Origin of the sequence: Paenibacillus sp. FSL H7-0918, from assembly GCF_038007025.1 — a bacterium.
Lineage (GTDB): Bacteria > Bacillota > Bacilli > Paenibacillales > Paenibacillaceae > Paenibacillus_AQ > Paenibacillus_AQ odorifer.
Genome location: NZ_JBBOWJ010000001.1, coordinates 26,900 through 38,430 on the forward strand (window position 1 = coordinate 26,900; position 11,531 = coordinate 38,430).

14 protein-coding genes are annotated in these 11,531 nt (G+C 43.4%); 2 read left to right on the forward strand and 12 right to left on the reverse strand.

Going from position 1 to position 11,531, the window contains the following annotated elements; genetic code table 11:
- Positions 1–298 precede the first annotated feature (298 nt).
- On the forward strand, positions 299–652 hold the full coding sequence (locus tag MHI15_RS00230; RefSeq protein ID WP_341163973.1) for a hypothetical protein: 354 nt from the start codon (positions 299–301) through the stop codon (positions 650–652).
- 47 nt (positions 653–699) lie between these two features.
- Here the strand turns inward: MHI15_RS00230 and MHI15_RS00235 are convergent, their stop codons facing one another.
- Positions 700–933, reverse strand: coding sequence for a hypothetical protein (locus tag MHI15_RS00235; protein ID WP_341163974.1), 234 nt, complete (start codon positions 931–933; stop codon positions 700–702).
- A gap of 101 nt (positions 934–1,034) precedes the next feature.
- The gene (locus MHI15_RS00240) at positions 1,035–2,075 is read right to left on the reverse strand and encodes a fibronectin type III domain-containing protein (protein ID WP_341163975.1); all 1,041 of its coding nucleotides are present in this window, start codon (positions 2,073–2,075) and stop codon (positions 1,035–1,037) included.
- Between the two features lie 283 nt (positions 2,076–2,358).
- On the opposite strand from MHI15_RS00240, the gene MHI15_RS00245 reads away from it, so the two are divergent.
- Positions 2,359–2,877 carry a stalk domain-containing protein gene (locus tag MHI15_RS00245; protein ID WP_341163976.1) on the forward strand — a complete coding sequence of 173 codons (519 nt, stop codon included), beginning with the start codon at positions 2,359–2,361 and terminating at the stop codon, positions 2,875–2,877.
- Here MHI15_RS00245 and MHI15_RS00250 read toward each other — a convergent pair.
- The 10 genes from MHI15_RS00250 to MHI15_RS00295 all read right to left on the reverse strand — a co-directional run bounded on the left by MHI15_RS00250 (position 2,871) and on the right by MHI15_RS00295 (position 11,521).
- Positions 2,871–4,898: a phage tail spike protein gene (locus tag MHI15_RS00250; protein WP_341163977.1), complete on the reverse strand. Its 2,028-nt coding sequence runs from the start codon at positions 4,896–4,898 to the stop codon at positions 2,871–2,873. The two genes, MHI15_RS00245 and MHI15_RS00250, sit on opposite strands and share 7 nt — an antisense overlap.
- An 11-nt stretch (positions 4,899–4,909) precedes the next feature.
- Positions 4,910–5,428 carry a phage distal tail protein gene (locus MHI15_RS00255; protein WP_341163978.1) on the reverse strand — a complete coding sequence of 173 codons (519 nt, stop codon included), beginning with the start codon at positions 5,426–5,428 and terminating at the stop codon, positions 4,910–4,912.
- Positions 5,429–5,498: 70 nt separating this feature from the next.
- The gene (locus MHI15_RS00260; protein WP_341163979.1) at positions 5,499–5,774 is read right to left on the reverse strand and encodes a holin; all 276 of its coding nucleotides are present in this window, start codon (positions 5,772–5,774) and stop codon (positions 5,499–5,501) included.
- A complete protein-coding gene (locus MHI15_RS00265) occupies positions 5,774–6,664 on the reverse strand; it encodes a M15 family metallopeptidase (RefSeq protein ID WP_341163980.1) in 891 nt (296 codons plus the stop codon). The genes MHI15_RS00260 and MHI15_RS00265 overlap by 1 nt, the downstream gene beginning before the upstream one ends.
- Positions 6,636–7,082, reverse strand: coding sequence for a phage holin family protein (locus tag MHI15_RS00270; RefSeq protein ID WP_076316032.1), 447 nt, complete (start codon positions 7,080–7,082; stop codon positions 6,636–6,638). Before MHI15_RS00270 ends, MHI15_RS00265 begins: the two co-directional genes overlap by 29 nt.
- Before the next feature lie 146 nt (positions 7,083–7,228).
- Positions 7,229–7,492 (reverse strand): hypothetical protein, encoded by a 264-nt coding sequence (locus tag MHI15_RS00275; RefSeq protein WP_341163981.1) that lies wholly within the window; start codon positions 7,490–7,492, stop codon positions 7,229–7,231.
- 69 nt (positions 7,493–7,561) lie between these two features.
- The gene (locus tag MHI15_RS00280) at positions 7,562–7,696 is read right to left on the reverse strand and encodes a hypothetical protein (RefSeq protein WP_256720307.1); all 135 of its coding nucleotides are present in this window, start codon (positions 7,694–7,696) and stop codon (positions 7,562–7,564) included.
- A 47-nt stretch (positions 7,697–7,743) separates the two neighbouring features.
- Complete coding sequence (locus tag MHI15_RS00285; protein WP_341163982.1) at positions 7,744–8,322, reverse strand: hypothetical protein; 579 nt, start codon at positions 8,320–8,322, stop codon at positions 7,744–7,746.
- 12 nt (positions 8,323–8,334) lie between these two features.
- Positions 8,335–11,112 (reverse strand): hypothetical protein, encoded by a 2,778-nt coding sequence (locus MHI15_RS00290; RefSeq protein ID WP_341163983.1) that lies wholly within the window; start codon positions 11,110–11,112, stop codon positions 8,335–8,337.
- A 13-nt stretch (positions 11,113–11,125) separates the two neighbouring features.
- Entirely contained in the window at positions 11,126–11,521 is a 396-nt protein-coding gene (locus MHI15_RS00295) for a phage tail fiber protein (protein ID WP_341163984.1), read from the reverse strand.
- Positions 11,522–11,531: the final 10 nt, after the last annotated feature.

The following is an 11,531-nucleotide window of genomic DNA, read 5'->3' on the forward strand; positions in this document are numbered from 1 at the left end:
CATAAGCCCGGTGGGTTATTTTATTTCTGCTCTAAATTCAAATCGCTCCCGAACAAAATGAGAGCAAGCAAGTTTAATAGAATCCGGTGTATACCCCTATGTAGCACTCAAATAATCAACTCCCTAAACAATACTTTATGTCATACAATAAGACAATTCCACGAAAAACAAACCAATTAATTGTTATATATTCCAAATTCCTATTTAATATTATATTAATCTACTAAATATGTTTACATTTATATATATGTATTACATAATTGGAATGTATTCCAAATATAGGAAGGAAGGTTGAATTATGAAAAAGAAAATCTTAGCTGGTCTTTTAACCGTCTCTGCATGCTTCACTTTAGGGTCTACGTCATTCGCAGCCAGTGCTCCAACTACCACTCCTGACTCTACACCAGTATCAAATGTAGCAACTTCCCAAGAAATAACTGCAAAAGGTACTTATACAGAAGTTAATATTGAAATGCAATCGGGCACCTGGAGATATATTCCTGGTAACCTTCAACTAGTTTCAAATGATGGAGCCATTGAATTGTATGAAGACGGATGGGTTCGTGCTGTGAAATATGGTTGGGCTTGTGTATTTTCTTATGATCAATACGGAAACATTCTTGCATATGGAATCTTCGTAGACAGACCTTAATAATTGCGAAAGAATTATAATATAATCAAAAACACCCCGCTGACCAATTAAGGTTGACGGGGTGTTTTTATGTCTGTTCTAAATTCAAATCGCGTTCGAACGAAATGGGCACCAGCAATCTTAATTGAGTCTGAGGTATACCCCTCTACAATCCCACCATAATCCATAAGATGACCTATTGGATCTGGGTCCAGCCTAAACCATACGGATACTTTGGATTGTGTCAGTGCCGCTGTCAGAAACTCAGAATCTGTCACCAATAGTTTATATGTAGCGCTCAAAAAATCACTCCCTAAACAACAAAATACCCCACCAGTTATGGCAGGGTACGGTGCTTCCGTTACAGTTATTTTAACGTCACTGGAACAATGTGTAAATAATTTTATTTTGCTGAATATTCATCTATGCTGAAGGTAAGGATCTTGTCAAAAATCACATATTCTTTTCGGCTTGTGAATGGACCCTTATTATTCTCATGCTTATTGATTGCATATGAGGCTGTGCCTGTACCAGATTGTTTATTCTCGTACCAATCGATGAAGGCATTGACTTCGGTCATGGATAGATCGAATTCCTTTTCTGCACCGTTGATTAGGTAAATTGTAAATATTGCACGACCACCTACAGGTTCCGGTTTTACATCTCCTTGAGGCGTAGCCGTTGCCTCATTAGAACTCCCAGTATCATTAGTTCCCACCAACGCATGCACTGTGAAATAATAAGGTGTTCCATTTTGCAAATTTCCAATTGTATATCCCTGATAAACGTCTTTGGAGACAGTCACAGAATCGGTGTATATTCCTGGTTGGGTACCATATTTAATCAAATAGCCCGTTGCTTCAGGTACAGCATCCCATTTTAAAGTTACGTTAGTATCCCCTGCTGTTGCAGTAAGATCACTTGCTTTATACCAATCTACTATATAACCTGAACTGTCTATATCGAAGGCATCAAGTGAAGTAACCTTTGCTTCTGTGCATGTAATAACTACTTCATGAACCGCAGGCTCTAAATCAACTTTTTCAAAAACAAGATATTGGTAACCTTCGTTTGTATAATTGATATGAAAATTCGCTTTAACACCATCGATTTGAATTTCAGCTTTTGATGTATGTGTCGCGCTATTTGATGAGTCTGAAATAATGCGAATTTTTGTACCATAAAATCTAAACATTGCTTTAGAACCGACAGTTGCAGTTGACTTAATTGAGCCACCATAATAACCGGGGAGCGCTGGTGTAACCCAGTTCCCCGTATAGTAAACACCTTTAACATTATCGTTATATCTCGTCCATCCCGCTTCTGGTGCAGAAAGCTTACTACCTACACCTGCTGCATATATACTTGATTGAAATGAGAAGAACAATACCCCCGCAAATATAACCATTAATAATTTCGATAACCTACCATTCCAACTCTTCACAAACCTTCATCTCCTTTAATATATATGCTACAAGCCTACAACAATAAAGGGCGAACAAAAAGTCTGTTTTTCGACAAATATTAACAATATAATTAAGAGTTAAATGGAAATATGTGGTTTATCCCTTTGATAAAACTTTTCTACATCATAAGAAAAATAGCCTTACCGACCCTTCAGTTAAGTAAGGCTATAACAAAAAAAAATTATAATGGCATCAGATATAAAACCTCTCCCATCATTTACCGTAATGTATGGTAATATGAAATTAAAGGAGCTGAGTATCTTGAAGAAAGCAATCATCGGATTAGTGGCCGGCATGTTAATCGGTTCGGCAGGAATGGCCGCAGCTGCGACCACTCAGACTGTTCAGGCTGCCCTTGCAAAATTCACGTTTTCAGTCGATGGTCAGAAGCAAACACTTAAGAATGATCCACTTGTATATAAAGGCACTACATATCTACCAGTTCGCGAAGTAGCTGAAATAACAGGCTATGGTCTGGAGTATGACAACACGAAGAAGTCCATTGATCTTAAGTCGAAAGGAGGAAATACAGTGAGCACTCAAACGTGGACGCCTGCACGTGATGTTAATCAAGAGTATGGCGTTTCAGTCACAATTGATAAAACAACAATTGTTACTTATGGGGATATGACAGTGGAATTCCCACTTTCAATGTATGATCAATCCACCAATGATGAACGCATCATCAAAAATACAGAGAAAACCGCCTCACTAATGGTAAGAAACGGTTCTCTATATTTTGGGGCTGATACTTTGAAAGTATTAGGTATAGGTCAATAGTTGCCTCCACCACGGCTTTGTACGAATAACTGAGTTACTACATTAGCTACGATCCGCCCCAAACTATTTGGGGCTATTTTTATTTCATGGAACTGCCCCCGCTGCACTCTCCCGCTACCATCTTTACTGAGGTAAGGAACGATATCAATATCCTCTCCACTCGTTTCGATAAACGGAACAAGATTCCCATCCACTTCAATTACTAAAGCAGTTGGCGTCGGTCCTGAATATATCCCGTATTCAATGCCATGTGTATGATTAGGAATATTAATTACATGCTGATGATTTGGCAAGTTAATGCTGTGGGAATGATTCGGTAAGTCTATCCCGTGAGTGTGGTTCGGCAAATCCACTGTATGGTCATGTCCTGGTATTGTTACTGAGTGATTGTGTCCCGGTATGGTCACGTTGTGGCGATGGTCAGAAGTTAATATATGAGAATGTCCGCCTGAAGGCCAGAACGATACGGTCCCTCCGCCTTGAGTCATAAGGATGGTCCCTGATGGTATTCCGTGGTTATGATCCCCAACGACATTAACAGCATCTGGCACTGTTATTGCAAACTGCTGCCATGAGTTCGATGTGGTTGCTGACTCCACCGATGTTGCTTTCGTCGTAGTTGTGGGAGCTTGTTCAGGAGTCGATGATGTTGTTTGAACACTAGAACCTCCACTAGAAGTTGTAGTTGCCAATCCTCCACCTGATGCTGTAGTGGTTGCCAGCGCACCACCTGCTGCCGTGGAAGTCGTAACGGCTCCCCCGCCCTCTATTGCCTTACTATAAGCCCGAAACGCCTCCACCTGAAACGACAACATAACCTTGTTAATCCGCGCCGTTTCCTCTGGCACATAGAATTTTAGAATAGCTGGATGCGCAGGATCCGCATTATCTGCAAAGTCGCGTGTATCAAGATTTGTAGCCCCTTGAGCATAAGAATCGTTTATGTGCTGCCTGTTCTGTAAGTCCGCAATGCTTCCAGCTATATCCTCTGTTCGGTTGGCGATCTCGATCTGAACATCACCGGGAGCTCCGATCATATCCCCTTTACCAACATTAACAACCCGAGCAATAAAGTCCTCTCCAAGCTCGTCATCCTTCACTCTGATTCTCGCACCGGTCTTAAACTTATATATTTGCTGTCCAGTAAGTCGGTAGATTTCAGAAGCGCCAACACCATAGGAGATACGCGGAACCTTGAGCTCATTAAGCAGCGTCTGACATCGTGCAAGTAGTGTCTCCGCATATTCAAAGCGTCTATCTACAAAGATGGATGAAAGTATACCGTGCTCAGCTTGAGCTGCTGCATCTTCTATATAAGGTAACCCGCCGTTGATATCTGCGAATGTCAGTTGATTAACACCCTCCCCGAATCCAAGACCATAAAGCCGAGTGCAGAGGTTCGTAGGATCCACTACTTTTTCAATCTCGGTCATATTGACCCCATAACGAATATAATCCGTAACCTCTTCGTTGGGCTCCACAAGGTTTAGAGTCCACGGAAATGATGTGGTGTCCCAAGTCCATTGATATTCAGAGTCGAAAGGCTTCGGCACTGAGAACAAAGCCCCGAGCAGTGTATCGTTTTCCCAATTGTATTCAAACTGCCGACCGAACCCGACTGTTCCAAGTTTCCAGCGTGTTACGACTTGCTTCGATAAAATGTACTGAATTACTTGATTTGTGTATACGCCAAGGTTGCCGACTGTATGAGATTGAAATAATACGTCATTCAGCAAGGTAGCAAGCACATGCTCACACTCATATTTGATAACTGGACCACTTTGATTCCTATTCATGGTATTCGGTACAATGCGGAATAACTCAACTCGCTCGTTATTATCATATAGTTCTACGAAGTAAAACGGCTTACACTCTGCGTTCTTGGGATCGTCTCCCGGCAAGCTGAAAGCCGCTGTCCATAACGAGTTAAGTGGCATGCTGTATTCGATGTTAAACGCATTCTCAAGCAAAGCCACACGCCGCATTTGTGCATCATAAATTGTTACTGGTGCTTTAGGCATCTAGATTCCCCCTATATGAATTTATCCCGGTGTGTAATCCGGATTAATATCTCACGGCCAGTTGCTGGGTCTGTGTAGACAATGTTGTTATTGCCAAGGTTAAGGTCGAAGAAATCTCCGTCCATCATGTGCAGGGCGTTCTGTCCGTTTTTGGTAAACGTGAGATTTTTAGAATCAATAACTATGCGATCACCAGGAGCAAATGATCCTGTGAATATGATCTCGTCCATGTGGTACCGGCTCCCGTTTGCGGTTAGCGTACCAATACCGTGCATGATGGCTTGGTGTAGACGTTCCCGGATAAACGTAGCTTTCATGCCGCCCTCTCCGGTCATCTTGGCAGCGAAACTAATCTCCCGTACAAATGTCGCTTTCAATCCTCCCTCACCATGTAGAGCCGCTGATCCGGTTGCAACGATGTTTGCTCCAGCTTTCAGATTGCCATCACCACGCAAGACAGCACTTCCGAACACAAATACTGAAAATTCACGGTTAAAGGCAATGCGGTTAAATGATCCTCTATTAAACATAGACACGCTCCTTTCCCTGAAAATAAAATAAGCCCCACCATTCAGGCAGGGCGTACTAATTGCTAAGTCATTATTTAGTCGTTCCATCCCTCTTACTAAACGCTAGTTCAAACAACCCAGTAGCTGACAATCCCGCTAGGCCGCCCGCCCATAATCTAAGCACTAAGCCTAGCTCTGTAAATGGATAAGCAGCTGCGCCGATCAACAGGCCGATAACTAATCCAATCAAGGGCAATATATTTTTAGGCACGTTAAACGAAGTCTTTACAAACTGCACTCCTGCCAACACAAAAACGGCGATCACCGAAGCGAACGCCAGTACATTAGTTAGGTTTTGATTGTCCATTACTTATCCTCCAATCTCGTAATCAAAAGTCCAGCGCGGGCAAGTACCGTTATTACTCGGTAGAAGTCCAAACTGCCACCAGTTGGTGTATCAATCAATCCTGCATCAAAAGCAGATTGTACAGCATCATTTGCCCAAGCAGGTATTTCAGTTAGATTCGCCTTACCCTCCAACTTATCCACCCTAGATAAAACTTTAGCGATACTCAGCCCTTGCTCTGTTGCAGCTTGTTTAAGTACATCTTTGCTATTGGTCAAGCCTGTTACGACTTTCGATAGTTCCTTCACTTGTTCTTCAAGTTCTGCAACCCTACTCATATCTTCTTCCTCCCCTTTTAGTCGATCTATAATAGCCGTCGCTTTTGCCATAGCGATCTCTGACGGCTTAGCACCCGCACGTAGTTGTGAGGTTGTCATTCCAAAAGTGATTTGAAAATGTGGTGCATCCTTAATCGAGACAAAATCACCACCCCATTCAAAACCAAGAGCTTTAGCCTCCTGAACTACCTCCGTCCAATCAGCTACCTTGTCACCATCACCGTCACGTTTTAAATCCCATGATACCTGTTTCCCATCTGGTAGTAACAATGCGAAGTCGATAGCTAGTCCAAAATTATGATAACTGGTCCCGCCCTTAGCGTTGGTGACCTTTAGTTTATCAGGCTGTGCCTTAACGCTAGATAATCCAACTGCATTAAGCTCTGCTTGCGTCCGTCCCTGAGCAAATAGTCCATTCTGCTCAGCAATTGTCCGCAACCCCTGAGTTATCAAAATAGGCACTCCCCGAGCGTAACAGCGTTCAATTAAAACTGTCGCAGCTGCTAAAACTATGGGATGTAAACCAATCAATCTCGTAGATGATTTACTCTTTACTTGATCCAGCGTCAACATCGTTCTTCCCCTCCTTCTTTCCACCAGATTTAGACTCCAAGACTGCAACAGCATCCCGCAGGATTGGTGGCATAGGTAAGCCCATTTTCCCCGCGTTCTCAATAATGCTCAAAAGCTCGTTTGCCAAATAAAAAAACACTACTGCATCCCGCAAGTAGTGCATGTCACCGAGTACAACGTCTATGAAATGAGCGACCACAACAAACATAAAAATGGATACTTTTTTCGCCACACCAATGTAACCCTTCATACTTCTCAATTCTCCGTTTATCCAGGCGGCGATCCATCCTGTTACAAAATCCACGCAAACTAACACAAGAAGTGCTTGTAACATAACAGTCCATCCTCCCCAAATGTATCCAACAACAACGCCTGCTGCTGTTGATACAGCTTTTATAATTTGAGCCTTGTCATCCATACGCCCCCGCCCCTTCTATCTCTGATTTTAAAAATAGCCCCCGGGGATCCGAGGGCAAAATAAAAACACGCTCCATATGAACGTGTTCTAAGTGCTGATCAGTTAAGTCATTTTGATGAACCAACTTCTTGTTGCATTGTTGCGCCTTAATTAACAATTGCCGCTAGTAGTATTTTCATTGCATCGAGATTACCCGCAACAATTGTTATATTGTTGTTTCTAGATAAGGCGTATGTTGCCCCTCCCACACTTCTATTGCTTAGGGAACTCGCTTTTTGGTATTGTTCTGGAGTTAACTCGATATAAAGAGTTAACTTGCTACCGTGGCCTACAATTTCAAATTCATGAGAGATACTTTTAAAATTGTACTTTTTCTTTAAATCTTCTAACGTTTCCTCAAACGGACTCATAATAACCCTCCCAATTTGCTGTTATACCAGTTGTTATACGGCAAACAACTTATTAGGTGGCAACTTTATTTATTCTTCTTCTGTAAGGAATTCAAGTCCGCTATCAACCAAAATTTCTTTTACTCCTGGTCTCAAAGTAGATGGAACCTCAATATATTTGGTCTTACCTAAGATTACGCGTTGTGCGAAAAACATAGCCATCATGATGTCACCTCCTTTCATCTTTGACATGATCCAATACGCCAGAGCAATCATTGGTATATCTGCATTGCCATTTCAGCAATGATATCCTCAATGAAATCGGCGCGTTCAGTTATTGCGTTGTTCTGTGCTTTTAAGAGCATATTTTCCTTTTTCAAAATCTCAATTTCTGAGAGCTCCCCCGGCTTCGTCAACTCCGCAATCACTTCTGGCGTTAAGCCCTCTTTCCATAGGTTATCTGGTATCGTAGGTGGTGTATAAATAGGCTGCTCGTCTTGTTCTTCGCCTTCTGTATGACTCTCCCGCCAATCATGTAGCTCGTCGGCATAATCGCTCTGTGCCTCTAGTACAGCGTCCTGATATGCATCCCATGCTAACAGATCGAAACGCGGATGATACAATCCGGTCGGCAACGGAATACCTGCGAGATACCCGATGATTTCTCGCGGCTGTTCTGGTTCTTCGGATACGTCCGGCTCATCTTTGATCTCTTCGTCTTCTGGCAGCGCTGGCGCTTCTTCTGGCTCTGGCTGGGCATAAATAGGGACGACCCCAGTCAAGGAATCGTCCTGTATTATATCCTCTATATACAGGCCATCCAACCCGATTGTAGGTACTGCTTTGCTCATGATATCCCTCCTTTATTCGACTCTGAACGTTGGCAGCCCATCCAGAAAAATAGCATCGCCACCCATACCGCTTAATACGTACACTTCGCCCGTTGGCATAATCTCCAGACCGCCAAATACACGATTCGCGCCACTTCCTGATAAAACACCAAAGTCCAGTTGATCCTTTGGTCTGTACCCTTCTGGCAACCGAAATATAACAAGGTTGGCATTAACCGTTGACGAGGTGAATTTTAACGCTCCTGTAAACTCTACAACTCCGTTAACTTTACGATAGGATGGGACTCGCGAACTGAATAGCGCAGTAAATCCGTTAAGTAATGTTGGAGCAATCCATCCTGGCGCGTCCTTCTCCGCTTTCTTCGCAGCTAACGCACTAACGGTTGAACTTATCTCTGTCACTGCGTCTGTTAAATCATGAAGTTGCATCTTCTCAGTGGCTGCATAGAAGCCCGTAACAACTGGTACTGGTGATTTATCCAGTTTGATGTAAGAGGCGCTATATGGTGCGTTCAGATTATAATTGATCCCTTCAATATGGGCATCTTGCAGTCCAAACGCTACAGACTCGTTTTTAAGGACAACGCCGCGTGCTGGCAAATTAGCCTCGTAAATCCCGAGTATTTTCTGCACGGGATATCGAAATTTGCTCGCAGAAACGGTAGGTTCTGCGTTGTTAAAATGGTAAAATGAGGAACCTCCTACGATTGTCATTACAGGATTAGCACGTTCTCGGCTAACATATCCGCTACCCACCTCGATAAAGTTATCACCCTCTATGAGAGATAAAGCACCGTCTTCTTGTACTGTCTCAATAACAGTATTTGCAAGGCGGTATAGAAGTTGATACGGCTGCCATCCTGCATAGCCTGGATTAAGTGTTGTAGGCAAGGTGCTCGTTCCTGTAGAGGTATCTCCCATTACAAATCGCCATGCTTTTGTACCACTGATATACGGAGTAGTAAACGTCGCCCCTGACACACTACCCATCTGATACCCATTAAAATAAGCCTTTATCTCGTCAGCACTCGGTGTATAGGAATCTCCCCAACCGGAGTCAGTAGAGGAAACAGTGACTGTTGTATTTCCGGATGCTGAGGTACGATAAACGTCTGCTGCTGCCGAAGATGGAACATCACTGAAAGTTTGAGTTAACACCTTCCCATCAAATTTCACTAACGCCGATATAGAAGAATCCGAAAGTGTTGGCGCTATCCCCAATGATCTTAAGCGTTTATATCCAGTATGTGTGCTGAGCACTGTCCAATCTTGCAATCCTGATAGCGTGATCTCACGCCATAACTTCGTTGCCTCATACCGTCCGTTAACCTCACGAAGTATATCCGGTTCGCTGCCATCCGTTGGGTTAGCGTGTAACTCTACTCCACCAAAGGCGATAAGGCTGTCTTCACGGGGCTGAAATGTTTCCGCCGTGCTCCCAATTTTCAGGAACCAATCCTTGAATGTAAAAGTCCCAGCAACCGTCCCGAACAGATTAAACCTCAAAGCAACACATGAGGCAGGAGTATTAAAGGTTCTGCTGAGGACTGCATTGTTTACTTCGGCTACATAAGTCATCGCTCCATTAGCATCCACTGAAAAGATATTTAACGTTGCTGCCCCGGTGGAGGCAGTAAACGCTCCGGATATGAAATACACTGTGTTTGGCTGGGCTGGCATTGTGATAAGGGACGATTGAGAATTAGCTGTAGCAACCAACGTCATATCATACGGACCATTCATCTTGGCATTGGCATGTAATGTATCCGGTACACTAGGTAGTAAATTCTTCCCATACCGTCTTACCCATAACCCATCTACTCCATTAATACCAGGAGGTACATAAGGTAAGAGACGGTCTATAGCTTCGTTGTTAATCGTAGTTCCTATAGCTGCATAGTCTGCTGCGGATACGGCGTAAAGGCGGATCTCGTCAATGTATATTACAGCATCCATAGCGGACGTATATCCAGCAAACAGTCGGAATCCTGACCCCACGAGAGTGTTATTTGTCGGCACTTTTAAATACACGAATTGCCAACTACCTACTGTTGTATTCACTGCACTTGCAACATACTTAGCGTTTGAAGTCCCAACATCTCTCAGATAAAATACAGGCATACTGGAACCTGACACTGTCGTGGACTCAATATATACCCAAGCACCAAGAATATACTGCTTGTTCGCATCCAATGGGGTATAGAAATCCTTTGTCATGGCACATGACGCGGTGTTTGTGGGCGCGAACCTAAAGGAAGATGCTCCCGAGCGTTTGATACTAGTTGATAGTGTTGCCGGAACAGCCCCTTGCGCCCATCCCGTTAAACTCTCTCCACTCCCAGCCCCACCAAGTAAATCTATTAACGTCCTACCCTGTACCTTTAATCCTTGTAGTCTAGCGTTCTTGGTGGCATTTAGAATTTGCTGTCCCGCAGCTAGGATGACATCGGTTGTAGATTCCGAAGTTACTCCGGAAAGATCCGTTAAGTTTTTGCGAAATGCTTCGTGATCGTAGGCGGTGTAGTAACGGGCAACCTTCGAGCCGATAGCCCAAGCCTTTGGCGTCGTTCCATCAAATCCCCGCGTACACCCTGTTAGAGAATTCCCTGACTTTCCCGTATAAAGAATAGTCTCTGAACTCTCATCAGTGCCGATTGTAAACACGTTTGGGGCTGCTGGTAGCTTTGTTGCATCTACCACAGCTATTGTTGTAGCTGCTGTCGTGAGTGCCACTGATAGCTCAGTTCCCGGCGAATTGGCTATCGCTGGATACATAGTTTGTTGTGCCAATAGATTGCCCTCCTTAGCTTAAATCAATTGAGACTTGACCAACCGAAAATTTAAAAATATCGTTTGTTAAAATACTTTTAGGATCAGTTAAGGCTCCGTAATACAATAAGTTTCCACCTGTTACCGCATCACGAATTCCTAAATGCGTGAGTTGCCCCCATGTAGCGGTTGCCACTGGATACGGAATTTCTGCACTATTCTTAATTGTATACACCCCATTAACAGCAGCAGGAGGTGTAAACACCACTGCCTGTCGAGCGTAAGCACCACCGGTTACCTCTTGCCCGGTATCTGCTGCAGTTGGGTTGCTGGTATAGAGAGCAATATATAAGGTTGTCGGGCGTGTGTAATTCGTATTTCTAAACACCTGATTCAACAGTGCAATTGCTAAATAATTTGATACGTTCAAATCTTTCGCC